This window comes from Rhizobium sp. SU303, from assembly GCF_021052345.1.
GTDB classification, from domain to species: Bacteria; Pseudomonadota; Alphaproteobacteria; order Rhizobiales; family Rhizobiaceae; genus Rhizobium; species Rhizobium laguerreae.
In genome coordinates this window covers 3518203-3543229 of sequence record NZ_CP088095.1, presented here as the reverse complement: position 1 = coordinate 3543229, position 25027 = coordinate 3518203, and the positions used below count along the sequence as shown (strand labels likewise).

The 25027-nt window shown below is 61.0% G+C and carries 26 protein-coding genes; 20 read left to right on the top strand and 6 right to left on the bottom strand.

The features are described 5' to 3' along the window. Window positions 1-75: 75 nt before the first annotated feature. The 20 genes from urtA to ureG all read left to right on the top strand — a co-directional run bounded on the left by urtA (window position 76) and on the right by ureG (window position 15675). Entirely contained in the window at window positions 76-1368 is a 1293-nt protein-coding gene (gene urtA, locus RlegSU303_RS17730; RefSeq protein ID WP_131719182.1) for an urea ABC transporter substrate-binding protein, read from the top strand. 115 nt (window positions 1369-1483) lie between these two features. Next, window positions 1484-3121, top strand: a complete 1638-nt coding sequence (urtB, locus tag RlegSU303_RS17725) for an urea ABC transporter permease subunit UrtB (RefSeq protein ID WP_131719181.1) — start codon at window positions 1484-1486, stop codon at window positions 3119-3121. Then, window positions 3118-4281, top strand: coding sequence for an urea ABC transporter permease subunit UrtC (gene urtC, locus RlegSU303_RS17720; protein WP_131719180.1), 1164 nt, complete (start codon window positions 3118-3120; stop codon window positions 4279-4281). Before urtB ends, urtC begins: the two co-directional genes overlap by 4 nt. 5 nt (window positions 4282-4286) lie before the next feature. Continuing rightward, complete coding sequence (gene urtD / locus RlegSU303_RS17715) at window positions 4287-5042, top strand: urea ABC transporter ATP-binding protein UrtD (protein WP_020486145.1); 756 nt, start codon at window positions 4287-4289, stop codon at window positions 5040-5042. Between the two features lie 100 nt (window positions 5043-5142). Further along, entirely contained in the window at window positions 5143-5637 is a 495-nt protein-coding gene (locus RlegSU303_RS17710) for a hypothetical protein (protein WP_231283238.1), read from the top strand. 18 nt (window positions 5638-5655) lie between these two features. Continuing rightward, window positions 5656-6351: an urea ABC transporter ATP-binding subunit UrtE gene (urtE, locus tag RlegSU303_RS17705; protein ID WP_131719178.1), complete on the top strand. Its 696-nt coding sequence runs from the start codon at window positions 5656-5658 to the stop codon at window positions 6349-6351. Window positions 6352-6502: 151 nt separating this feature from the next. Beyond that, window positions 6503-7324, top strand: a complete 822-nt coding sequence (locus tag RlegSU303_RS17700) for an urease accessory protein UreD (RefSeq protein WP_131719254.1) — start codon at window positions 6503-6505, stop codon at window positions 7322-7324. 33 nt (window positions 7325-7357) lie between these two features. After that, entirely contained in the window at window positions 7358-7660 is a 303-nt protein-coding gene (locus tag RlegSU303_RS17695) for an urease subunit gamma (protein ID WP_131719177.1), read from the top strand. 10 nt (window positions 7661-7670) lie between these two features. Then, window positions 7671-7922, top strand: coding sequence for a DUF1272 domain-containing protein (locus RlegSU303_RS17690; RefSeq protein ID WP_077979102.1), 252 nt, complete (start codon window positions 7671-7673; stop codon window positions 7920-7922). 10 nt (window positions 7923-7932) lie between these two features. Continuing rightward, window positions 7933-8238 (top strand): urease subunit beta, encoded by a 306-nt coding sequence (locus tag RlegSU303_RS17685; RefSeq protein ID WP_003542314.1) that lies wholly within the window; start codon window positions 7933-7935, stop codon window positions 8236-8238. 22 nt (window positions 8239-8260) lie between these two features. Beyond that, window positions 8261-8668 (top strand): lysozyme inhibitor LprI family protein, encoded by a 408-nt coding sequence (locus RlegSU303_RS17680; RefSeq protein WP_131639738.1) that lies wholly within the window; start codon window positions 8261-8263, stop codon window positions 8666-8668. 16 nt (window positions 8669-8684) lie between these two features. Further along, window positions 8685-9323 carry a Urease operon accessory protein gene (locus RlegSU303_RS17675; protein ID WP_131719253.1) on the top strand — a complete coding sequence of 213 codons (639 nt, stop codon included), beginning with the start codon at window positions 8685-8687 and terminating at the stop codon, window positions 9321-9323. Between the two features lie 11 nt (window positions 9324-9334). Then, window positions 9335-9601 (top strand): AbrB/MazE/SpoVT family DNA-binding domain-containing protein, encoded by a 267-nt coding sequence (locus RlegSU303_RS17670; protein WP_017961742.1) that lies wholly within the window; start codon window positions 9335-9337, stop codon window positions 9599-9601. Then, entirely contained in the window at window positions 9588-9998 is a 411-nt protein-coding gene (locus tag RlegSU303_RS17665) for a PIN domain-containing protein (protein ID WP_165507520.1), read from the top strand. The genes RlegSU303_RS17670 and RlegSU303_RS17665 overlap by 14 nt, the downstream gene beginning before the upstream one ends. 9 nt (window positions 9999-10007) lie before the next feature. Further along, window positions 10008-11720 (top strand): urease subunit alpha, encoded by a 1713-nt coding sequence (gene ureC, locus RlegSU303_RS17660; RefSeq protein ID WP_131719175.1) that lies wholly within the window; start codon window positions 10008-10010, stop codon window positions 11718-11720. A gap of 31 nt (window positions 11721-11751) precedes the next feature. Beyond that, window positions 11752-12423, top strand: coding sequence for a TIGR02117 family protein (locus RlegSU303_RS17655; protein WP_017961739.1), 672 nt, complete (start codon window positions 11752-11754; stop codon window positions 12421-12423). A gap of 331 nt (window positions 12424-12754) precedes the next feature. After that, window positions 12755-13618 carry a GGDEF domain-containing protein gene (locus RlegSU303_RS17650; protein WP_094087567.1) on the top strand — a complete coding sequence of 288 codons (864 nt, stop codon included), beginning with the start codon at window positions 12755-12757 and terminating at the stop codon, window positions 13616-13618. 86 nt (window positions 13619-13704) lie between these two features. Further along, window positions 13705-14295, top strand: a complete 591-nt coding sequence (ureE, locus tag RlegSU303_RS17645; RefSeq protein WP_072637421.1) for an urease accessory protein UreE — start codon at window positions 13705-13707, stop codon at window positions 14293-14295. Between the two features lie 6 nt (window positions 14296-14301). Next, the gene (locus RlegSU303_RS17640; protein ID WP_131719174.1) at window positions 14302-14973 is read left to right on the top strand and encodes an urease accessory protein UreF; all 672 of its coding nucleotides are present in this window, start codon (window positions 14302-14304) and stop codon (window positions 14971-14973) included. A gap of 90 nt (window positions 14974-15063) precedes the next feature. Further along, complete coding sequence (ureG, locus tag RlegSU303_RS17635; protein WP_003542294.1) at window positions 15064-15675, top strand: urease accessory protein UreG; 612 nt, start codon at window positions 15064-15066, stop codon at window positions 15673-15675. A 327-nt stretch (window positions 15676-16002) separates the two neighbouring features. Here the strand turns inward: ureG and RlegSU303_RS17630 are convergent, their stop codons facing one another. The 6 genes from RlegSU303_RS17630 to RlegSU303_RS17605 all read right to left on the bottom strand — a co-directional run bounded on the left by RlegSU303_RS17630 (window position 16003) and on the right by RlegSU303_RS17605 (window position 24968). Continuing rightward, the gene (locus RlegSU303_RS17630; RefSeq protein WP_131719173.1) at window positions 16003-16686 is read right to left on the bottom strand and encodes a Crp/Fnr family transcriptional regulator; all 684 of its coding nucleotides are present in this window, start codon (window positions 16684-16686) and stop codon (window positions 16003-16005) included. A 163-nt stretch (window positions 16687-16849) separates the two neighbouring features. Then, complete coding sequence (locus RlegSU303_RS17625) at window positions 16850-20176, bottom strand: efflux RND transporter permease subunit (RefSeq protein WP_131644908.1); 3327 nt, start codon at window positions 20174-20176, stop codon at window positions 16850-16852. Between the two features lie 12 nt (window positions 20177-20188). Next, window positions 20189-21379: an efflux RND transporter periplasmic adaptor subunit gene (locus RlegSU303_RS17620; RefSeq protein WP_131719172.1), complete on the bottom strand. Its 1191-nt coding sequence runs from the start codon at window positions 21377-21379 to the stop codon at window positions 20189-20191. Between the two features lie 505 nt (window positions 21380-21884). After that, complete coding sequence (locus RlegSU303_RS17615) at window positions 21885-22856, bottom strand: ABC transporter substrate-binding protein (RefSeq protein ID WP_017961732.1); 972 nt, start codon at window positions 22854-22856, stop codon at window positions 21885-21887. Window positions 22857-22914: 58 nt separating this feature from the next. Continuing rightward, entirely contained in the window at window positions 22915-24042 is a 1128-nt protein-coding gene (locus RlegSU303_RS17610; protein WP_131619563.1) for an ABC transporter permease, read from the bottom strand. Beyond that, window positions 24039-24968 carry an ABC transporter permease gene (locus RlegSU303_RS17605; protein ID WP_062943510.1) on the bottom strand — a complete coding sequence of 310 codons (930 nt, stop codon included), beginning with the start codon at window positions 24966-24968 and terminating at the stop codon, window positions 24039-24041. Before RlegSU303_RS17605 ends, RlegSU303_RS17610 begins: the two co-directional genes overlap by 4 nt. Between the last annotated feature and the right edge of the window lie 59 nt (window positions 24969-25027).

Sequence of the window (25027 nt, the reverse complement as noted above, 5' to 3'; positions counted from 1 at the left end):
CCCGATAGTTCTTTAAGCAACAGTTAATCTCCGTTTCCGGTCTGTTGCGGAACAAGAAGAGGGGAGTTCAACCAGATGAATCTCAAATCCACTATTACGGGCGCAGCGCTCGGCGCCGTCATGGCGGCGTCGGCCGCCTTCGGCGGTGCAGTTGCCGCCGATGACACGATCAAGGTCGGCATTCTGCACTCGCTCTCCGGCACCATGGCCATCTCCGAGACCACGCTCAAGGACGCCATGCTGATGCTCATCGACGAGCAGAACAAGAAGGGCGGCCTTCTCGGCAAGAAGCTTGAGGCCGTCGTCGTCGACCCGGCTTCCGACTGGCCGCTGTTTGCCGAAAAGGCACGTGAGCTGATCCAGAAGGACAAGGTTGCCGCCGTCTTCGGTTGCTGGACGTCCTCGTCGCGCAAGTCCGTTCTGCCGGTTTTCGAAGAGACCAACTCGATCCTCTTCTACCCGGTCCAGTATGAAGGCGAAGAGTCCTCGCGCAACATCTTCTACACGGGTGCTGCTCCGAACCAGCAGGCCATTCCTGCTGTCGACTACCTGATGGAAAAAGAAGGCGTCAAGCGCTTCGTTCTCGAAGGTACGGACTACGTTTATCCGCGCACGACCAACAAGATTCTCGAGGCATACCTGATTTCGAAGGGTATTCCGAAAGAAGACATCATGACTAACTACACGCCGTTCGGCTTCTCCGACTGGCAGACCGAAGTTTCCAAGATCAAGGAATTCGGTTCGACCGGCAAGAAGACCGCCGTCGTCTCTACGATCAACGGCGATGCCAACGTTCCGTTCTACAAGGAACTGGGTAACAAGGGCATCAAGGCAACCGACATCCCCGTCGTCGCCTTCTCGGTCGGCGAAGAAGAGCTTGCCGGTCTCGACACCAAGCCGCTCGTCGGCCATCTCGCTGCCTGGAACTACTTCGAATCGGTCGAAAGCTCGGCCAACAAGAAGTTCATCAAGGACTGGCACGCTTTCACCAAGAACGACAAGCGCGTGACGAACGACCCGATGGAAGCTGCTTATATCGGCTTCAACGCATGGGTTAAGGCCGTCCAGGCTGCCGGCACGACCGATACCGACAAGGTTCTCGATACCATCATCGGCGTCAGCGTTCCGAACCTCTCGGGCGGCTATGCGACCGTCATGCCGAACCACCACATCACCAAGCCGGTGCTGATCGGTGAAATCCAGGCCGACGGCCAGTTCGAAATCGTTCAGCAGACACCTGCCGTCGTCGGTGACGAATGGTCAGACTTCCTGCCTGATTCCAAGGACCTGATCTCCGATTGGCGCAAGCCGATGTCCTGCGGCAACTTCAACGTTGCTACGGGCAAGTGCGGTGGCAAGGGCTCCTGAGTACGATCTCGATCCGATGATTGCCTGAAGGATTCCGTCCGGGTTTGATCCCGGGCGGAAGCTCCGTCCCAGCGATTGCGCCGCGAGGCCAACACTATCAAGGGCGAGAAAGCCGATGTATCGCGCCATAAAGATTTTCCTCATCACGGTTTGCCTGACATTTTCGGGCTTGACATTTTCGGGCGTGATGATCTCCAGCCAAGTCCAGGCTCAGGACGACATCCACGTGCTGATGGACGCGCTCGGCGTCGGCGATTTTTCGGAACGCGAAGTGGCCATCAAGGCGCTGGTCGCTTCCAAGGATCCGCATGTCAGCCAGATCCTGCAGCAGTTGAGCGACGGCCTTCTCTACGTCAATTCCGATGGCGGCCCGGTTCTCCTCCAGGGCGGTACCGATGACGAACCGACCTATTCTGATCCGATCACCGGCGAAGCCGCTGCCGATGTCGATCCGGATTTGATGACGAAGGTCAAGATCAACAACGCGCTTCGCGGCGTCATCAGCGCCGCCACCAGCCAACTGACACTGATGAGCCCGGACCGTTCCGCGCGTCTTGCCGCGGCGCGGGGCTTGCTGAAAGATGCCGATCCCGCCAATCTCGACCTGCTGAACTCGGCGCTTGCGGCCGAAAAGGACGCTGAGATCAAGAATACGATGGAAGCGGCGCGCGCAGTGCTGCTGCTCAAGACGGATGCGAGCGTCGAAGACAAGAAGGCTGCGATCGATACGATCGCGGCGCGCGGCAATCGCGATGCGCTGACCATCCTCACGACCACACTCGAAACCGCGCCCGACGACCTGAAGCCGGCGATCCAGGCGGATATCAGCTCCATCAATCGCAGCCTGGCGCTGTGGGATATCGTCCAGAACATCTGGTACGGATTGTCTCTCGGCTCGGTACTGCTGCTTGCCGCGATCGGCCTTGCCATCACCTTCGGCGTCATGGGCGTCATCAACATGGCGCATGGCGAAATGGTGATGATCGGCGCCTACACCACCTATGTGGTGCAGGAGTACATCACCTCCGCCTTTCCTGAACTTGCCGATTATTCGCTGGCCTTTGCCGTGCCTGCGGCCTTCGTCTTTACCGGCTTCGTCGGTCTGGTGATCGAGCGCGCCGTCATCCGCTATCTCTACGGCCGGCCGCTGGAAACGCTGCTCGCCACCTGGGGCGTGTCGCTCATCCTGCAGCAGGCGGTGCGCAGCATCTTCGGCCCGACCAACCGCGAGGTCCGCAATCCGACCTGGATGTCCGGCGTCTTCGATCTCGGCGGGCTCTCCATCACCTGGAACCGACTGTGGATCATCGTCTTTTCGATGGTCGTCTTTGTGGCGCTGCTCCTGCTCCTCAAGCGGTCGGCCTTCGGCCTGCAGATGCGTGCCGTTACGCAGAACCGGCGCATGGCGTCGTCGATGGGCATCCGCACCGGCTGGGTCGATGCCTTCACCTTCGCGCTCGGCTCGGGCATTGCCGGCATTGCCGGCGTGGCGCTCAGCCAGATCGACAATGTCTCGCCGAACCTCGGTCAATCCTACATCATCGACAGCTTCATGGTCGTCGTCTTCGGCGGTGTCGGCAATCTCTGGGGTACGCTGGTCGGTGCACTCTCGCTCGGCGTCGTCAACAAGTTCCTCGAGCCCTTCGCCGGCGCCGTGCTCGGCAAGATCTTGGTGCTCGTCCTCATCATTCTCTTCATCCAGAAGCGTCCCCGCGGGCTCTTCGCACTCAAAGGAAGGGCGGTGGAAGCATGATAACGGCCTTCCTTCTCCGATCACTCGATCGCAAGATCGTCATTGCCATCGCCCTCCTGCTTCTGGTCGCCGTCCTTGTGCCGGTCCTGAACCTGATGACGGGGCCGACCAATCCGCTGCACGTGCCGACTTATATCATGTCGCTGTTCGGCAAGTATCTGACCTATGCGCTGCTGGCGCTGGCGCTCGATCTCGTCTGGGGCTTCTGCGGCATCCTCTCCCTCGGCCACGGTGCCTTCTTTGCGCTCGGCGGCTATGCGATGGGCATGTATCTGATGCGCCAGATCGGCACGCGCGGCAGCTACGGAGACCCTGTTCTGCCCGACTTCATGGTGTTCCTGAACTGGAAGGATCTGCCCTGGTTCTGGTACGGCTTCAACCATTTCTGGTTTGCGGCGCTGATGGTGCTCGTCGTGCCCGGCCTGCTCGCCTTCGTCTTCGGCTGGTTTGCTTTCCGCTCACGTGTCAACGGCGTCTATCTCTCGATCATCACCCAGGCGATGACCTACGCGCTGCTGCTGGCCTTCTTCCGCAACGACATGGGCTTCGGCGGCAATAACGGCCTTACCGATTTCAAGGACATTATCGGTTTCAACGTCCAGGCTGACGGCACGCGTGCAGTCCTCTTTGCCGCAACTGCGATCTTCCTTGCTCTATCGCTGCTGCTCGCCTCGGCGATCGTGCGCTCGAAGTTCGGCAAGGTGCTGGTCGGCGTGCGCGATGCCGAAAGTCGCACGCGCTTCCTCGGTTACCGCGTCGAGCACTTCAAGCTCTTCACCTTCGTCGTCTCGGCGATGATGGCTGGTATTGCCGGTGCGCTCTACGTGCCGCAGGTCGGCATTATCAATCCCGGCGAATTCGCGCCTGCCAATTCGATCGAAGTCGTCATCTGGACCGCGGTCGGCGGGCGGGCGACGCTGATCGGCCCGATCATCGGCGCGATCCTCGTCAACGGCGGCAAGACGATCTTCACCGGCCTCTTCCCGGAGTTCTGGCTGTTTGCGCTCGGCGGCCTCTTCGTTGCCGTCACGCTGTTCCTGCCCAAGGGTGTCGTCGGCACGATCGCCCAATATCTCGGCAAGCGGAAGGTCGTCTCAAAGGCGGCACCATCGACGGCTGAGGAAGATGGCATCGAGCCGAAAATTCAGGCAGCGGAGTGAGCGCCATGATCCCCGACGTCAAACCCACCAGCGTGCTTTATCTCAACGGCGTCTCGGTCTCCTTCGACGGCTTCAAGGCGCTGAATTCGCTGTCGATCGTCATCGAACCCGGCGAACTTCGCGCCATCATCGGCCCGAACGGCGCCGGCAAGACGACGATGATGGATATCATCACCGGCAAGACCAGGCCCGATGAGGGTGAGGTGTTCTTCAACGGCACGATCGATCTTACCAAGAAGGACGAGGCCGATATCGCGCAGCTCGGCATCGGCCGCAAGTTCCAGAAGCCGACAGTCTTCGAAAGCCATACGGTCTGGGACAATCTGGAGCTGGCGCTGAACCGCCGTCGCGGTGTGTTCTCGACGCTGTTCTACCGGCTTTCGGGCGAGGACAAGACGCGCATCGAGGAGATCCTCGAAACGGTGCGGCTGACGCATCGCCGCGACGAATTCGCCGCCAATCTCTCGCACGGGCAGAAGCAATGGCTGGAGATCGGCATGCTCTTGGCGCAGGAGCCGAAGCTCCTGCTGGTCGACGAACCGGTGGCCGGCATGACCGATGCGGAGACGGCGGAAACTGCGATCCTGCTGAAGGATATCGCCAAAACCCGGTCGGTCGTCGTCGTCGAACATGACATGGGCTTCATCCGTGACCTCGGTGTCAAGGTGACCTGCCTTGCTGAGGGATCGGTACTGGCAGAGGGATCGATCGATTTTGTGAGTTCGGATCCGAAGGTCATCGAGAACTATTTGGGGCGGTGATGGATGCAACTTACAGGCTTGAACCTGACAAAAGAACGAGCTCTAAAACGAGCGGGTTTTATTGTGGGGTTTCATCATGGCTTTTCTCGGTATTCTGGTCGTGGCGATCAGCGGCGCGGTCGTCTGGTATTGGCGTTTGAAAATGGTGCGTGAGGCGGGAAACGAGATCATCGATTCCGTCGAGCGTATGCGGGGTGCTTACAAGCGCGGAAAGTTCCGCAAGCAGGCCGAGACAGCGCCGCTGGCCTCGATCGCCGAGCCGGCGATTGCCGCGGTGGCCTTCTTTTTCTGCCTTGCCAAGGAAAAGCCGATCTATTTCGACGCTGCGAAGGATGTCGTTCGCAATCGCATGAAAGGCATCATCCGTCCGGGCGATATGCAAGAAGTGCTGGTTTTCGGCGAGTGGGCGTCTAAAAACGTCACCAGTCCCGAAGATCCGATCCGACGGTTCCGGCATCTTTGGATAGAGGCGCTGGATATGCAAGAGCGTCAGCAATTGATCGGTATTGCCGAGGAAGTGGCCGAGGTTGGTGGTGAGAGAACGAAGGAACAGGAGCACGCCCTGCAAATGCTGAGGCGCATGCTGATGAACTGATGGGGAATGGGTGAACGCATGCTGACAGTCGAAAACGCAAACCTGCATTATGGCGCCGCTCAGGCGCTGCGCGGCATCTCGATCAAAGCGGAGATGGGCAAGATCACCTGCGTGCTGGGGCGTAACGGCGTGGGGAAGAGTTCTCTTCTGCGCGCCGTTACCGGCCAGCATCCGCTGTCGGCCGGCACCGTCACCTTCAATGATACCAAGCTCAACGGCCAGCCGCCCTTTGCCCGCGCCAAGCAGGGCATCGGCTATGTGCCGCAGGGGCGCGAAATCTTCCCGCTACTGACAGTCAAGGAAAATCTCGAAACGGGCTTTGCTCCGCTTGGCCGCCGCGACCGCAACATCCCCGATGACATCTTCAGTCTCTTCCCGGTGCTGAAGTCGATGTTGTCACGTCGCGGCGGCGATCTTTCCGGCGGGCAGCAGCAGCAGCTGGCGATCGGGCGGGCCATGGTGACACGGCCCAGGATTCTCGTGCTCGACGAGCCGACCGAGGGCATTCAGCCATCGATTATCAAGGATATCGGCCGGGCGATCCGCTACCTGCGCGATTCTACAGGCATGGCGATCCTGCTCGTCGAGCAATATCTCGATTTCTGCCGCGAGCTTGCCGACTATGTCTACATCATGGACCGCGGCGAAATCGTCCATGAAGGGCTTGCCGAGACGCTGGATACGCCGGAGGCCCGCCGACACCTGACTGTCTGACCGGCAGATGCCGCATTTTGCAGCAGAGCGCGCGGCGCCTGGAAAACCGTCCGCCGCCGCTGTCGGTCTGCTCGGGACGGCATAGGAATTGCTTGCTTTCCGTTATCCGCGCGCTTGAATGAAAACCAGGGGCGCGACCGAAAGGGACGATATGACGATTGCGGCGGCAGGCACGAGACCGCAAAGAGCGGAAGGGCGCGGGCATCTGGCGGCAAAGCTGTTCGATGGCCGCACGCGCATCCGTGAACTCTATCAGGAGGGGGCAGCGAAAATCCGCCTGCCCGATACCTTCGATGCCTCGATGGAAGCCGTCATCATCAATACCGCTGGCGGGCTGACGGGCGGCGATCGGATGGATTGGAGCGTGGATGCCGGCGCCGGCACACGCATCGACGTCACCACTCAGGCTTGCGAGAAGATCTACAAGGTATCGGCCGGCATCGCCGAGGTGGCAACCAGCATCAAGGTCGGAGCCCAAGCCCGCGTCGACTGGCTGCCGCAGGAAACGATCCTCTTCGACCGGGCCGCACTTTTCCGCCGGCTGGATGTCGATCTTGACGAGAGCGCCGAATTTCTGGCAGTCGAAGCCGTGCTGCTCGGCCGCAAGGCGATGGGTGAGGCGGTGGTATCAGGGCTCTTTCGTGATCGCTGGCGCATCCGCCGCTCGGGGCAACTGATCCATGCCGAGGAACTCAGACTTTCCGAAGGTGTGGCGGCGCTGGCTGCGCGGCAGGCTGTGCTCGGCGGACAGGTGGCCTTTGCGACGCTGCTTTATGCCGGGCCGCTTTCAGAAGCCTATCTTAGCAAAGTCCGGCCGCTCGTCGAAGGATCGATGGGCGGTGCGAGCGCTTGGAGTGGCAAGCTCGTCGTTCGCCTTGCCGCAGCCGACGGCTTCTCACTCAGAAAAATCCTGATCCCCGTCATTTCCGCCTTGCGCAATGGTGCGCCTGTGCCGAAAGTCTGGAATCTATGAACGTAAGCATTCGGTCAAGCAGATGGACAAGCGATGAACCTCACTCCGAGAGAAAAAGACAAGCTGTTGATTTCGATGGCGGCGATGGTGGCGCGGCGACGGCTGGAGCGCGGCGTCAAGTTGAATTACCCCGAAGCGATCGCGCTGATCAGCGACTTCGTCGTCGAAGGCGCCCGCGATGGCCGCCCGGTTGCCGAGCTGATGGAAGCCGGCGCCCATGTGATCGACCGCTCCCAGGTGATGGAGGGCATTGCCGAGATGATCCACGACGTGCAGGTGGAGGCGACGTTCCCTGATGGCACCAAGCTCGTCACCGTGCACGAGCCGATCCGGTGAGGAGATAGGGATGCTCGAGCTAAGGCCCAATTGCGAATGCTGCGACAAGGATCTGCCGCCTGATAGCACTGAGGCACGGATCTGCACCTACGAATGCACCTTCTGCGCCGATTGCGTGGACGGCGTGTTGAAGGGTGTCTGCCCGAACTGCGGCGGCAATCTAGTCGCGAGGCCTATTCGGCCGGCGGCGATGCTTGTCAAAAATCCGGCGTCGACGAAGCGTGTGCTGAAAGCCGAGGGCTGCGCGCCCAAGGCGGCTTAAGGAGGACGAGATGATTCCAGGCGAAATCATTGCCGCAAGCGGCGACATCGAGCTGAATGCCGGCGCGCCGACGGTGACGCTGGAGGTTTCCAATACGGGCGATCGGCCGGTGCAGGTCGGCAGCCACTATCATTTCGCCGAGACCAATGCGGGACTTTCCTTCGATCGCGCGGCGGCGCATGGCAAGCGGCTCGATATCCCGGCGGGAACGGCGGTGCGCTTCGAGCCGGGGCAGACGCGCTCGGTGACGCTGATCCCGCTTTCCGGCAAGCGCGAGGTTTACGGCTTCCGGCAGCTGGTGATGGGCAAGCTTTAAGAACAATAGGCTGGAGGAATGCATGCGCTTGAATATCTGCCTCGTCGGGGCGGCGATGCTGCTGACGGCAGGTGCTGCTTCTGCTGAGGATATCGATTGCAACAGTCCCAAGACGCAATCGGACATGACGTCTTGCGAGGCGGCGCGTCATGAGGCCGCCGACAAGGCTTTGAATGCGCAATACAAGAAGACCCGCGCCGTCCTGGCAGCGATCGACAAGGACCTGGATGGCGACATGAAGGGCGCGGAGCAGGCGCTGGTCAAGGCGCAGCGCGCCTGGATCGATTATCGCGATGCCGAATGCGACGCCTTCGGCTTTCAGGCCCGCGGCGGCACGATGGAGCCGATGCTGGTTGCCGGATGCCTCGCCAACATTACGGATAAACGCACGAAAGAGCTGAAAGAGCTCGAAGATATGATGAGCAACTAGGGTGATCAGGAAAATCATGATCGTCGGCAATGGCGACGTCGGAGAGGCAGAGGCTGGTGTCATCGATGCCGCCGATTTCGTCATCCGCTTCAATGATTGCCGCTCCTATGGGGCCGGCGGCAGCCGCACGGATGCCGTCGCGGTCTGCAACACCGGCAGGCCGGCAAAGGCAATGCTCGGTTCGCGTGAGTGGCGCGCCCATCCGGGCGTGGTGTCGGCTGGCGAAATCTGGAGCGTGCGCGATCCGGAAAAATTCGCCGCGATGCGGGCGCCGCTTGCCGTCTCGCATCCGGAACTCGACGATTTCTGCGACGACTATACCGCTGAGTTCAGCGCCTTCTGCGCCGCCACCGGCAAGACGCACGTCGTCATCGGCAAGTCGATTCACGATGCCGTCGATGCAGCGATTTCGGCTTTTGATCCTCAGCCATACCTGGTGCCGAGCAGCGGCATGATCGTGATCGGCGAGGTGCTGGAGAGATATGACGAGACCGAGGTGACGCTTGCTGGCTTCGGCCATGTCGGCTGGGAATGGCATCCGTTCGCCGCCGAGCGGCAGCTGGCGGACCGGTATATCGACGAGGGACGGCTTCGGCGGCTTCGGACAGACATTGCGGCATCCCGCAAAACGCCTTACATTTTGAACAAAAGGTAAGGAGACTTGTTATGGCGACATCGGCAAAGGTCACATCGAAAAATCAGATCACGCTGCCTGCAGGGTTGCGCAAGTCGTTGGACATTCATGCCGGCGACCGGATCGATTTCGTCGCGAATTCCAACGGCGTTTTCGAGGTTCGTGTGCTGAGAGAAAGTCTTGCCGACTTGATAGGAGTTCTGAAGAGCGACGAACCGGTTTCGGGCGATGACATTGAAAAATGGATCGCCGAGGCGCGCGGTGCAATGGCGACGGGATCGTGGAATGCTGGGGATTGATACGAATATCCTGCTCAGGATCTTTCTCACCGATCTTTCCGAGGGGGACCACACGCCGGACCAGTTCGCCCTGGTTCGCGATGCCGTTGTGGGGAGCCGCGAACCATTCTTCGTCAACCATGTGGTCGTTGTCGAGACGATCTGGGTGCTTCGGCAGAAGCTGAAATACAGCAAGGAGATCATTGCCGGGGTCATGACAAGGCTGCTGCACATGTCAAATGTAATGGTCCAGGACACTGCGACCGTGGAGGCATCGTTGAGCAGCTTCATCGCATATCCGGGCGATTTTTCTGACCATCTCATCGGCGAAATCAACAAGCGAAACGGCTGCCGCACGACCCTGACTTTCGACAGGGCCGCATCGAAATCTCCCAATTTTTCGGAACTCCAGAGGTAGAACCAGAATATGCCCTACAAGATCTCGCGCGCCGCCTATGCCGGCATGTTCGGACCGACCACCGGCGACAAGGTACGCCTTGCCGATACGGAGCTTTTCATCGAGATCGAGAAGGATTTCACCACCTATGGCGAGGAGGTGAAGTTCGGCGGCGGCAAGGTGATCCGCGACGGCATGGGCCAAAGCCAGGTGACGCGGGCCGATGGCGCGGTCGATACAGTCATCACCAATGCGGTGATCGTCGATCATTCGGGCATCTACAAAGCCGATATCGGCCTCAAGGATGGGCGCATCGTCGCGATCGGCAAGGCGGGTAATCCCGACATGCAGCCGGGCATCAATATCATCGTCGGCCCGGGTACGGAGGCGATCGCCGCCGAAGGCAAGATCGTCACCGCTGGCGGCATGGACAGCCATATCCATTTCATCGCGCCGCAGCAGATCGAAGAAGCGCTGATGAGCGGCATGACTTGCATGCTCGGCGGCGGCACCGGTCCTGCACACGGCACGCTCGCCACCACCTGCACGCCCGGTCCCTGGCATCTCGCGCGCATGATCGAAGCGGCCGACGCCTTTCCGATGAACCTCGCCTTTGCCGGCAAGGGCAATGCCTCGCTGCCGGGGGCGCTGACCGAAATGGTGCTGGCCGGCGCCACTTCGCTGAAGCTGCACGAGGATTGGGGCACGACACCAGGCGCCATCGACTGCTGCCTGTCGGTTGCCGATGAATACGACGTGCAGGTGATGATCCACACCGATACACTGAACGAAAGCGGCTTCGTCGAGGATACGATCGGCGCCATCAAGGGCCGCACCATCCATGCCTTCCACACGGAAGGGGCGGGCGGCGGGCATGCGCCCGACATCATCAAGATCTGCGGCCAGCCGAATGTCATTCCGTCGTCGACCAATCCGACGCGTCCCTATACGGTCAATACCATTGCCGAGCATCTCGACATGCTGATGGTCTGCCACCATTTGTCGCCGTCGATCCCCGAAGATATCGCTTTTGCCGAAAGCCGGATCCGCAAGGAAACGATCGCCGCCGAAGACATCCTGCACGACATCGGCGCCTTCTCGATCATCTCGTCCGACAGCCAGGCCATGGGCCGCGTCGGCGAGGTGGCGATCCGCACCTGGCAGACGGCCGATAAGATGAAGCGCCAGCGCGGCCGGCTGAAGGAGGAAAAGGGCGACAACGACAATTTCCGCGTCCGCCGCTATATCGCCAAATATACAATCAACCCGGCGATCGCCCATGGTCTCAGCCGTGAAATCGGCTCGGTCGAGGTCGGCAAGCGCGCCGACCTCGTGCTGTGGAATCCTGCCTTCTTCGGCGTGAAGCCCGATATGGTGCTGCTCGGGGGCTCGATCGCGGCCGCGCCGATGGGCGATCCGAACGCCTCGATCCCGACGCCGCAACCGGTGCACTACCGGCCGATGTTTGCCTCCTATGGCAAGAGCCTCACCAATTCCTCCGTCACCTTCGTCAGCCAGGCCTCGCTCGATGCCGGCCTGAAGGGCCGGCTCGGCGTCGCCAAGGAACTGGTCGCGGTGAAGAATACGCGCGGCGGCATCTCCAAAGCATCGATGATCCACAACGACCTGACACCCGAGATCGAGGTCGATCCCGAGACCTACGAGGTCAGGGCGAACGGTGAGCTGCTGACTTGCGAGCCGGCGACGGTGCTGCCGATGGCGCAGCGCTATTTCCTGTTCTAGGCCCACGTCCGATGCGTGATGGACGGCTGCGATGAGGACAGGTATCCGCTGGTTGTTGCGGATCGTATTCCTGCTCGTGCTTTCGGCGGTCTGCGGGACCCTTATTCCCCGGCCGCTGATTGCGCCGGTCAAGGCGTCGTCTGCGGCGGTGACGCATCGGATTCTGCTGCTGTCAGGCCCGATCCATACCGATATTGCCATTCCGCTCGACGCGGAAACGCGGGCTGCCTTTTCATTCCTCGACAATACCGATTTTCCGCTCGGCCATCCGAGCGCGGAGTGGCTCATTATCGGCTGGGGCGGTCGTGCCTTCTATCTGGAAACTCCGACATGGGCGGAGCTGAAGCCGCTGCCGGTGTTGCGCGCGCTGACGATCGATCGTTCCGTGCTGCATGTGGACCTTGCCGGCCCAATCACCGAGCCGCAGCCCACCGTTACGGCATTCAATGTCAGTGAGGATCAATTGGCGCAGCTGCGCGATTTTATCTCCGAGAGCTTCGTCCGTGACGGGCGCGCGGTGGTGCCGATTCCGGGTGCGGGTTACGGCGAGATCGACCGGTTCTTCGAGGCCAGGGGATACTTCAACGCCCTCTTCGGCTGCAACACCTGGACTGCCGCTGCCCTGCGCTCGGCTGGGCTTCGAACCGGCATATGGAACCCGCTTCCACAAGCATTGCGATTGTCTGTTTCTGTCTACAATTGAAGCAGCCGTCGGGCCGGTCCGCTCTTAAAGTGAATTGTGAATAGCGCTCTCCATCTGGTTGTAAAAATCGGTGGAAAAACCGGTATTTTCTTCAGCTAAGCCATTCTGGAACAGCCGCATCTGGAAGCTCAATAAATCCCTTCTATATCAATTGTTTATCTGTCTCTCCGCACTGTTCGATTCAGGGATTGGAAAGCTGCATCCCCTGCTAGAAAAATTCTGCCCACCGAAACGTCCAAAACCGTTCGAATTTTAACGAGTCAATTAAGACACCCGCAGCAATTGGGCTCTTATCAATGCCTGGAAACGCCGAGCAGGAAGGTTGATTCTCATGAGAAACTGGATTTCGCTGCAGGCCGATTTTGGCGATCTTCAATACCGTAAGAACGTCTACGTCTTCGCCCTGAAGATGGCTTTTCTTTCGGTTATTCTCTCAGGAGTCATCATCGCATTGACGATGCCATCGCTCGATCTTCTCGGGCTTCTACCGGTGACGCTCGCCCATGCAATCGGCTTCAGCGCGATCTTTTCCTGGCTGATCGGCGGTACCGTTTCCGGCATGCTGTCGCTGTTTGCCGGCTTTGCCATGCGCGACCTCGCGCTCTCGCGGGCGGAGTTCGAAAAGCTCAGCCTCACGGATACGCTTTCCGGGCTGCTCAACCGGCGCGCTTTTACCGAGGCGCTTGAGAATGCCGATGGCAACGCGTCCCTAGTGATTTTCGACGTCGACCGTTTCAAGGCGATCAATGATCGCTTCGGCCACGGTTGCGGCGATGCCGTCATCATCGCCGTTTCGTCCATGCTCACATCCGCCTTCGATGAGATGTCCGTCGTCGCACGGCTGGGTGGGGAGGAGTTTGGTGTGATCCTATCCGGCGAGCCGCTGGAGGCACGGATGGAGCGTATTGAAGGTGTCCGGGCCCGGATCGCCGGCGGCGCCATCAAGGCCGAGGGGCACGATATCCGCATCACCGTTTCCGGCGGCATTGCCGATCTCGTCGCCGGGCGCAACAAGCAGGCGGTTTATGCCTCCGCCGACCGGGCGCTCTATCTCGCCAAGGCGCTCGGGCGCAATCGCGTCGTACATGAACGGGAAGGTCTTCATCACGCCTGGCACGGGCTCGTCGAGAACGGCGTCGACGGCGAGAACAGAGGCCCGGAGAGCGACAATGTGATGCAGGCTTACGGAATATAAAAGCCGAAGCCGGACGAAAGGCCATTGGTGCTTGCATCGGGAAGAGCTATTTTGCATGGTCGTCCTCTCAGAAAAACGGACATGTCATGCAGCGCGTCACCTCCTATCTTCCCGCCGGAACCCCTTCCTCCCACCCAATCGCCCAGGTCAAGCTGCCGCATGATCTGCGCCATCTGCGCCGCAAGCTGCTGCATCTGGAAAATGGTGAGATGGTCATGCTCGATCTCAAGGATCCGGTGCTTTTCGCCAATGGCGACCTGCTGGTGCGCGACGACGGCGAACTGATCGAGATCCTCGCCGCCGACGAGAAACTCTTCGAAATCCGCGGTCGCGACCGCACCCATCTGGTCGAGCTCGCCTGGCATCTCGGCAACCGGCATCTTGCCGCGCAGATCGAGGAAGACCGCATCGTCATCCTCCGCGATCATGTCATCCGCGCCATGCTGCAGGGCCTCGGCGCCGTCGTCCTCGAGATCGACGAGCCGTTCCAGCCGGCGCGCGGCGCCTATCATTCCCAAGGCGGGCATTCGCATGGGCATGACCACGATCACAATCATGACCACGGGCATGACCACGGGCATGATCACGGCCATGACCACGATCACGAACATGGCTACGAGCATGAGCATGAGCACCGCCACGATCGCGGTCATGATCATGACCACAAGCACGACTGAGTCTTGATGACCAGGGATCGCGAGCTGCAGGCATTGCTGCGCCTGACGGCATGGCTCTCGCCGGCCTTTCCTATCGGCAGCTTTGCCTATTCGGGCGGGCTGGAGCGGGCGGTGGCCGACGGGCTCGTTACGCATGCGACCTCGCTTGCGGCCTGGATCGGCACGCTGGTCGGGAATGGTTCGGCCTGGAACGATGCGGTGCTTCTGGCCGAAAGCCACAGGCAACAGGCAGAACCCGCACGCCTTGCCGAAGTCGCTGCACTCGCCGAGGCGCTGGCCGGATCACGCGAGCGGCATCAGGAAACGATGTTGCTCGGTGAGGCTTTCCTCGCAGCGGCGCGGGCCTGGCCCGACGGGGTGTTCGAGCGGCTACCTGACAGGGTCGCGTATCCCATTGCGGTCGGGGCGGTGACGGGCGCCCATGGCATAGGGCCCGAGAAGGCGCTCGCCGCCTTCCTGCATGCCTATGTCTCACAAGCGGTTTCATCAGGTATCCGCCTCGGTGTCGCCGGGCAACGGGATGGCCTCGCCGTTCTTGCCGGTCTGGAAGACCGTATCGCGGAGGTCGCCCGGCGGGCGGCAGCCTCGACGCTCGACGATCTGGGTTCGGCGACAGTGCAGGCCGATATTGCCAGCCTGCGCCACGAGACGCAGGCGACACGGCTGTTCCGTTCGTGATTGTCCGAAATTATCGCTGCGGCTGCGTCATTTGACGGTGGCGCGGGCGGGCGGCTTCGTTATCATCGGGGTTCGATTGGAGTAAGGCACATGAAATCAAGAAACGGACCTTTGCGTGTCGGCATCGGCGGGCCGGTCGGCTCGGGCAAGACGGCGCTGACCGAAAAGCTCTGCAAGGCGATGCGCGACGATTATTCCGTCGCCGTCGTCACCAACGACATCTACACGACCGAGGATGCCGAGGCGCTGGTGCGGATGCAGGCATTGACTTCAGACCGCATCGTCGGTGTCGAGACGGGCGGCTGCCCGCATACCGCCATCCGCGAGGATGCGACAATCAATTTGCAGGCGATCGCCGGCCTCAACCAGCGGATCCCCGATCTCGACGTCGTCTTCATCGAATCCGGCGGCGACAATCTGGCAGCGACCTTTTCGCCCGATCTTGCCGATATCACCATCTATGTCATCTCCGTCTGCCAGGGCGAGGAAATCCCGCGCAAGGGAGGGCCCGGCATCACCCGGTCGGACCTGCTCGTCATCAACAAGAAGGATCTGGCGCCCTATGTCGGCGCCGATCTCGAGGTCATGGACCGGGATGCGACGCGCATGCGTGCGAGCCGCCCCTTCGTCTTCTCCGACATGAAGCGCGGTGACGGCGTGAGCTCGATCGTCAGCTTCCTCAGGGAGCAGGGCGGGCTCTAGAGCCTTTCCGGGTTAGATTGAAACATTCTGCCGGAGCAGGTTTTCGTCAGGGCAGAGGCGATTGGCGACGGGCATACCTCTTGGTACGTCCGAGCCGATCGCCTCTGATCCTGGCGCAAAGATGCCCGGCCCTTCGGGTTGGCTGAAACGGGCCGGCTGATCGACCGGCCGGCTTGGCCGTAGAGCCGGGCTACGACACGCGCCGGCCGGTCGACCATCCGACTCCGTTTGAGCCAACAGAATGCTTCAATCTAACCCGGAAAGGCTCTAAAGCGCTGCACAGTTTTGCGCGACATGCTTAGAGCCTTCGGCATCGTGTTCTGACGGTCAGATCTGCCGCAGCACTTTGACGTCGCTGATGGCGATCGCCCGGCCGCGCACCGTGACACCTTTCATCTTTAGCGTCGAGAAGGCGCGCGAAAGCGCCTCCGGCGCGAGACCGAGCTTGCGGGCAAGCAGATTTTTCGGAAAGGGCAGCCGCAGCGAAGCGCTCGCACCGTCCTCGACGCAATGGGTCAGCAGATAGTTTGCCACGCGCTGCGGCGCGGTCTGCATGCGGTCGCTTGCCAGGCATTCCATCGTTGAGATCAGATGCAGCGACAGGCTGCGCATGATCGCCTTGCCGATCCGTGGCCGCTCGTCCAGCAACAGCCGAACCTTAGGAATGTGGAAGCGCGCCAGCACGGCATGATCCATCGCCTGCGCGCCGTAACGATAAGTTTCGTCGGTATGGATCAGGCATTCGGCGAAACTGTCGCCGGGCTCACAGATGCGGATATCGGCCTGCCTGCCGTCGCCATTGTGGCAATGGAGCCTGACATAACCGCTGAGCACGCAATAGAAATAGGCCGCCTTGCCGCCCTCCTCGAAAAGAACGTCGTGCGGCTCGCAGAGGAGAAAGGTGGCGCAAGCGCGCAGGGCTTCAGCCTCGTCGTGGCCGAGCCCGGCCATGAAGTCAGCCTTGGCGAGCACAGCGGCCTCATGGCCGTTGAATGTCAGCATTCTGTTCATCTCCCGGTCTCCTGATATGGCCGGTCTTTCCAATTCCTTATGCTGCCGGGCAAAATACGGGAGGGAGACGGCGACGGAATTGATTTTGGTCAACCGTCAGACATGAACGAAAACGAAATGGGCCGGGAGATCGCTCCCGGCCCGTTCAATTCCTCGGCTTTGCTTATTCCGCCGCGAAGGGCGGCAGGCGCAGCACGTTGGTGTCGTTGCCGTTGGCGGTCTTGCGTTTGCTTTCCGGCTTTTCGATCGCGGTCAGGCGCTCCTCCAGCGAGTCGATGTCGTCGCGGTTCTCACGGGTAACGCGGGTGAGATCCTCGCGCGACAGCGGCAGCTCCTCATTGTCCTTCCTGCCGACCAGGCGGCCGAAAGCCCAGCCGAGCAGGCGGGAGAGGTCGTCCATGATCAGGAAGAAGGAGGGCACGACGACGAGCGAGAGCACGGTCGAAACGATGATACCGCCGATCACCGCGATCGCCATCGGCGCGCGGAACGAGCCACCTTCGCCGACGCCGAGCGCAGAAGGCAGCATGCCCGCCGACATGGCGATCGAGGTCATGATGATCGGACGGGCGCGCTTGCGGCCGGCTTCGACCATGGCCTCGACGCGAGGCATGCCCTGGTGGCGCATCTCGATCGCGAAATCGACGAGCAGGATTGCGTTCTTGGTGACGACACCCATCAGCATCAGGATGCCGATCATGACAGGCATCGACAGCGGATTGTTGGTGACGAGCAGGCCGGCTGCGACGCCGCCAATGGCGAGCGGCAGCGAGAACAGGATGGTGAAGGGCTGGATCACGTCCTTGAAGAGCAGGATCAGCACCGTCAGCACCAGCAGCAGGCCCATCAGCATGGCGTTGACGAAGCTCTGCTGCATCTCCGTCTGCACCTTGGTGTCGCCGCTTTCGGCAAGGTGCACCGTGGCGGGGATGTTGGCCCCATTGACGATCTCGCGGAAGCGGGCCGAAGCCGTGTCGAGCGCCACGCCCTGCGGCAGGTCGGAGCCGATCGAGACGACGCGGTTGCGGTTGTTGCGCTTGATCGAGCTTACGCCTTCCGAATAGTCGATATTGGCGACGCTTGCGAGCGGAACGGTGCCGCCGCTGGCCGTCTGGACCTTCAGCGCCCGGATGGCCGCGAGATCGCGGCGCATGTCGAGTGAAGTCTGGACACGGATCGGGATCTGGCGATCGTCGAGCGAGATCTTGGCAAGGGCTGCATCGACATCGCCGATGGTGGCGACGCGGATCGTCTCGGAGATCTGCTGCGGCGTGATGCCGAGGCGGGCAGCCTCATCCTTGCGCGGATGAACCTGCAGTTCGGGACGGGGCAGGGCGCCGTCGGCGCTGACATTGGCAAGCAGCGGATCGGCGCGGAGCTTGGATTCCAGAATGCCGACGGCGTCGTTCAGGTCCTTCTCGTTCTTGGAGAGGAAGTTGAAGGAGAGGTCGCGTTCGCCGCGGTCGTTAAGCTTCAGGATATGGACGTCGGGAATGTCGCGCAGCTTGGCGAAGACTTCCTTTTCGATATTCCATTGCGGACGTTCGCGCCCGTGGACTTCCACCTTCGGCAGCATCGGGCCAACGACCGGGATATGGCCGAGCACGTCGTTGACCATCTTCTTGATCAGCGATTGGTCGAGCTTGTCGAGGGCGAGCGTGATGGTCGCGCGGCGCAGTTCGAGTTCGCCCTTCGGTGATGCGCCGCCGAGAACGAAGACGCTATCGACACCGTTGATGTCCTTGACCCTGTCGTAGATCGCATCCGTCGTCTGCTCGGTGTCGTCAAGCCGTGCATTGGGCGGCAGTTCGACGGAGAGAACGATGCGTGAAGCGTCTTCCGGCGGCAGGAAGCTGCCGGGAACCTGCATCAGCAACATAACAGAGCCGACCAGGAAGCCGAACGCGACAATCAGCGTCGCATAACGCGTGTACCAGCGTCCGGTCGTGCCACGTATGAGACGGGTATAGCCCTTCATCAGCAGGCCGTCATTGTCGTGATGGTCTTCCATCGCGTCTTCGGGGCGCATCAGATAGGCGGCCATCATCGGTGTGATGAGGCGCGCCACCATCAGCGAGAAGAAGACGGAGAAGGCGACGGTCAAGCCGAACTGGATGAAGTATTGGCCCGGAATGCCCGGCATGAAGGAAACCGGCACGAAGACGGCGATGATTGTGAAGGTAGTGGCGATGACGGCGAGGCCGATTTCATCAGCCGCCTCGATCGCCGCTCGATAGGGGGTCTTGCCCATCTTGATGTGGCGGGCGATGTTTTCGATTTCGACGATCGCATCGTCGACGAGGATGCCGGTCGCGAGCGTCAAAGCGAGGAAGCTGACGAGGTTCAGCGAGAAGCCCATCAAGTCCATGATCCAGAAGGTCGGGATCGCGGACAGCGGAAGGGCGATCGCGGAAATCAGCGTCGCGCGCCAGTTCCTCAGGAACAGGAAGACGACGATGACGGCGAGCAGCGCGCCTTCGAGCAGCGTATGAATGGCGGCTTCGTAGTTGCCGTAGGTGAAATAAACCGAATCGTCGATCAGTTCGATCTTCACATTCGGGTTTTCGGTCCGAACCTTGTCGAGGTTCTGCGCCACGGTTTCGGCGACACTGACCTCGCTGGCGCCCTTGGAGCGGAAGACGCCAAAGGTAACGACTGGGGTATCGTTGAAGCGCGAGAAGGATTTCGGCTCCTCATAGGTGTCCTTGATGACGCCGAGATCGGATAGTTTGACGAAGCGGCCGTTCGGCAGGCCGATCGTCGTGTTGGCGAGGTCGGCGACGTTGCGGGCGTCACCGAGAACACGGATCGCCTGTTCGCTGCCGGCCACCTGGCCGCGGCCGGAGCCGAGGTCGATGTTGGTGCCGCGCAGCTGCTCGTTCACACTTGCGGCGGTGATGCCATAGGCGTTGAGCTTGTCGGGCGTGAGTTCGATGCGCACTTCGCGCTCGGCGCCGCCGTAGCGGTCGACGCGGCCGATGCCAGCTTGGCCCTGCAGCGAACGCTTGATCGTGTCGTCAACGAACCAGGAAAGTTCCTCCAGCGACATGGCGGGCGAGGAAACGGCGAAGGTCTGGATCGCCTGGCCTTCGACATCGACCTTGGAGACAATAGGTTCTTCGACGTTTGCCGGCAGATCGCTGCGGATGCGGTCGATCGCATCCTTGGTGTCCTGCACGGCCTGTTCGGTCGGCACTTCCATGCGGAACATGACGTTGGTCTGCGAACTGCCGTCGGTCACGGTCGACTGGATTTCGTCGATGCCGGTGATCGAGGCGACTGCGTCTTCGATCTCCTTCGTCACCTGCATTTCGAGTTCGGCAGGCGAAGCGCCGCTCTGCGTCACGCTGATCGAAACCAGCGGTACGTCGATGTTGGGAAAACGGGTGATCGGCAGCGAGTTGAAGGACTGCATGCCGATGAACACCAGCAGGCAGAAGGCCAGCAGCGGTGCGATGGGGTTTCGAATGGACCAGGCTGAAAAATTCATCGGATGGTCTCTTTAGTTGGAAGCCGGGAGCTGTTCACGCACCGGAGTGATGCGGTCACCGTCGCGGACATAGGCGCCCGCCTTGGCCACGACCTCGTCGCCGGTCTTCAATCCATTGACGATCTCGACATAGGCACCGTCCTGGATGCCGGTCTCGACCTTGGCGTATTTCACCACGCCATCCTCGACCCTGCGAGCAGAGGAGCCCTCGTTGCTGGTCAGCACGGCGGTCAGGGGAAGCGAGACGCCCTCAGTCTCGCGCACGATGATCTCGGCGCTGCCATACATGCCGGAGCGCGCCTTGCTGTCGTCGTCGATGGAGATATGGACGAGACCGAGGCGGGTGACCGGATCGACGGTGGGCGAGACCAGGCGCACGGCGCCGGACAGTTTCTCGCGGCTGCCGGAGAGCGAAATCGCAGCCTTCTGACCGGCCACGACTCTCACGATATCGCTTTCGGCGATTTCGGCGACGAGTTCGATATCGCCGTTACGAATGATGGTGAAGAGCGGGTCGCCGTTGCCGGCGGCGATGGCGCCGACCTTGGCGTTCTTCGCTGAGATCGTGCCCGAGACCGGCGTCTTTACATCGGTGCGTGCCAGTTTCAGATCGGCATCGGCGATCTGGCTGTCGAAGACCTTGAGATCGGCTACGGAAACTTCGATCGCCTGTTCGGCGGAAGATACGCGGGCATTGGTTGCGGCGGCCGTCGCATCGGCCTGTTCGACCTGTGCGGTGGAGACCGTACCCTTCTTGCCCATTTCCTGGGCGCGGGCCTGCTGCTGCCTTGCCTGTTCGGCGTTGGCCTGCGCCTCGATGAGCTGAGCGCGCAACTGGGCAAGGCTTGCCTCACCCTTGGCTCTCGTCGCCAGCATCTGGCTCTTCTCCAGGATCAGCGCGTCCTCGTTCAGCGTGGCGAGCGTGCTTTCCGCCTGCACCTTGTCGCCGACATCGGCTTTCAGCGTGCGGATAGAGAGGCCTTCGACCTGCGGTTGGATATAGACTTCTTCGACGGGTTTGACCGTACCCGTGCCGATTACGCGGTCGACGAGGGTTCGGTTCGTCGCCTGGGTGACAACGATCGCCGGCAGGTTCTGCTGCGGTTTTGCGACCGGCGTCTCCTGCGAAAAAGCGGCGGATGCGGCGAGAGCCGCCGCAAAAAGGGTGGAGGCGCCTAGAATTCCAATCGGCTTGCGTGCCATGCGTCTTCGTCCAATCTTATGATAAGGTTGGCCGAACTCGAGCGTCTGCCACTCAGCGCGCGATCAGGCCACTGCCCTTCCTGCATTCTCAGAGGTATCCGCCGATCCTTTGCCGTCTTCATCCCTCGCCGGCAAATTCGGCTTGTAGGTGGTATCGATTTGCTCGATCTACAAGTCCGGCAGAAAACAATTCCCCATTAGGCGATATTAATTACCATTCCGAAGTCAATCAATCACCGCAAGGTTATGTCAACATTACGAAGATTGATCACGCTCATCCCTAAGACGTTTGACGCCCGATAAATGCGACAGTTGCAAGGCATTTTTTTCGGTTGCTGGATGCAGATGATTTAAGGCCGACTGACCGGAAATCTGAATCAGCGTCTAAATCAAATAGATAGAGAATGTCGTCCGAATACCGCGGACACTTTTTGGCATCATGCTCTAGAAAAAGACGAAACGCGCGGGAAATCTCCCGCGCGTTTCGCTTCGCAATCTCGCCGAATTATTTGGAAGCGGCGTCGGTGATGTCGTGCGTCCAGGCGCCTGACGGCTCCTTGCTGATGATCTTCTGATCGAGCAGCGCCTTTGCCGTGCGCGCATAGAGCGCCTCGTCCAGCTTGCCGGAGCTGTCGCCGACCAGCTTGGCGACTTCGCCCATCATGCGCTTCTGATGGTTGTCGTCCTGGCCGCCATTGTCCATGACGATCTCGGCGGCTTCGTCGGGATTCTCGGTGGCATATTTCCAGCCCTTCATCGAAGCGCGGACGAACTTGACCATCTTCTCCTTGAAGGCCGGGTCTTTCAGCTTGTCTTCCATCGCATAGAGGCCGTCTTCGAGAAGGTCGTTGCCCATTTCAGTGTAGTTGAAGACCGTCAGTTCTTCCGGCTTGAAGCCGGCATCGATCGCCTGCCAGTATTCGTTATAGGTCATGACGGAGATGCAGTCGGCCTGCTTCTGGACGAGCGGCTGCACATCGAAGCTCTGCTTCAGCACTGTGACGCCGTTCGGCCCGCCTTCGGTCGACAGGCCGAGCTTGTTCATCCAGGCGAAGAAGGGATACTCGTTGCCGAAGAACCAGACGCCGAGCGTGTGGCCCTTGAAGTCGGCTTCGGTCTTGACCGGGCCGTCCTTGCGGCAGACCATTTCCAGGCCCGACTTCTGATAGGGCTGGGCGATGTTGACGAGCGGGACGCCCTTTTCGCGGGCAACCAGGGCACCGCCCATCCAGTCGACGATGACATCGGCGCCGCCGCCGGCGATCACCTGCTCAGGAGCGATATCGGGACCGCCCGGCTTGATCTCGACGTCGAGGCCTTCTTCCTTGTAGAAGCCCTTGTCCTTGGCGACGTAATAACCGCCGAACTGGCTCTGCGTGACCCATTTCAGCTGCAGCACCACCTTGTCGGCGGCCATCGCATGGGCCGCTGCAAGCGACATCGCGCTCGCCATCATTGCAACCATCAACTTTCTCATTTTCTTATCCTTACCCTCTGAAGTTATGCCCGGACCCGTTTCTGGAGCCCGCGCGCGCCTAGCCACCACGGATAGACGGATGCCAGAACGTCACCGCCCGTTCGGTCAGGGCGATGATGCCATAGAAGATCGAGCCGGCCAGCGCCGCGACGGCGATTTCCGCCCAGACCATGTCGACATTCATGCGGCCGATCTCGGTGGAGATACGGAAGCCCATGCCGACGATCGGTGTCCCGAAGAATTCCGCAACGATGGCACCAATCAGCGCCAGCGTCGAGTTGATCTTCAGTGCGTTGAAAATGAAGGGCATTGCCGCCGGAAGCCTGAGTTTCAACAGCGTCTGCCAATAGCCTGAGGCATAGGTGCGCATCAGGTCGCGCTCCATGCTGCCGGAGGCGGCAAGGCCGGCGACGGTATTCACCAGCATCGGGAAGAAGGTCATGATGATGACGACGGCGGCCTTTGACGGCCAGTCGAAGCCGAACCACATGACCATGACAGGGGCGACGCCGATGATCGGCAGGGCCGAAACCATGTTGCCGATCGGCAGAAGGCCGCGGCGCAGGAAGGCGATGCGGTCGGCGAGCACCGCGACGACGAAGCCACTGAGGCAGCCGACGATATAACCGATCAGCACCGCCTTGAAGATCGTCTGCCTGACGTCCGCGCCGAGGATGGGCAGCGACGCCATGAACCGCGCGCCGATGGCGCTCGGCGGCGGCAGCAGGATGAAGGGGACGCCAGCGCCACGCGTGACCGCTTCCCAGAGAATGAGGATCCAGGCGCCGAAGATCGCCGGGATCAGGAGCTGGAGCGCCGACTTGCCGAAAGTGGTGACGGGCTGCAGTTTCGACAGTTCGGTGACGCATCGCCAGGCAAGCAGCCAGCAGGCTAAGAGCAGCAGGAAGAAAGCCCGCGTCGCCGCGCCCTCGTTGCCGGAAAGAGCCGAAAGCAGCATCCAGGCGGCGCCATGCGCGCCGATAAACAGCACGGTGGCCCGATAGGCCGGCGGCTGCGGTGCGAATGACAACAGGGCAGCCGCGATGACGATGGTGAAAATGAGGCTTGCCGTGCCGTCGGTGAGGGCGCGCGCCGCGCCCTCGGCCAGGAACGGCAGGGCCGTCAGCGCCCCGACGCAGAGGAGGAGGGCGACCACGCCCTGCCAGGAGAAGGTCAGATGTCTCATGCCGGCCTCCCGCCCATGGCGCGGTCGACGATCTTCGCTGCAACGCCGACAATCGCAACCAGGATGCCCGCCAGCAGCGATCCGGCGACGAGGGCGGCCCAGATATCGATAGTCTGGCTGTAATAGGAGCCGGCCAGCAGCTTCGAACCGATGCCGGCGACGGCACCCGTCGGCAGCTCGCCGACGATGGCGCCGACGAGGCTGGCGGCGATCGCGACCTTCATCGAGGTGAAGAGGAATGGAATCGAGGCTGGAACGCGCAGCTTCCAGAAAGTCTGCATTGGGCTGGCATAATAGGTGCGCATCAAGTCGAGATGCATGATCTCAGGCGAACGTAATCCCTTCACCATGCCGACGGCGACCGGAAAGAAGGAGAGGTAGGTGGAGATCAGCGCTTTCGAGACGAGGCGGGAGGCGTCGGAATCGAGGTTCAACAGATGCGCAATGGCATTGTCGCCGGTCAGTACGTTGTAGGAGATGATAACGATCATCGGCGCGATGGCGAGGATCGGTATGGTCTGGCTCGCCACCAGCCAGGGCATCAGCGAGCGATCCATGGCGCGGTTATGGACGATCAGCACGGCGAGAAGGATGCCGAGCAGCATGCCGAAGCCGAAGCCGAGCAGGGTGGAGGAGAGCGTTACCCAGCTGTGATAGACGAGGCTGCGATTGCTCGAAAGGCTGCGCAGAAAGGTGTTCTCGTAGACGTTCTGCGCCACCTGATGCGGCGCCGGCAGGATAGGCTTTGGCTGCGCCAGCGTCTTGCCGATGAATTCGAGGGTCGTTGGTGTGGCGCCGGCGCGGCCGTCCATGTCGCGCTGGAACGGCGCGTTCATCAGGATGGCGGCGACATACCAGATGACGACGAGGGCCAGCAGGATGGTGGTGACGGGGACGATCTTATCCTTGAAGGTGTCGGGTTTCAAAAGACGCGCCCCCATCTATTGGTATGGAGTGTGCTGGACCCAGAGTGCAATCGCCCGCT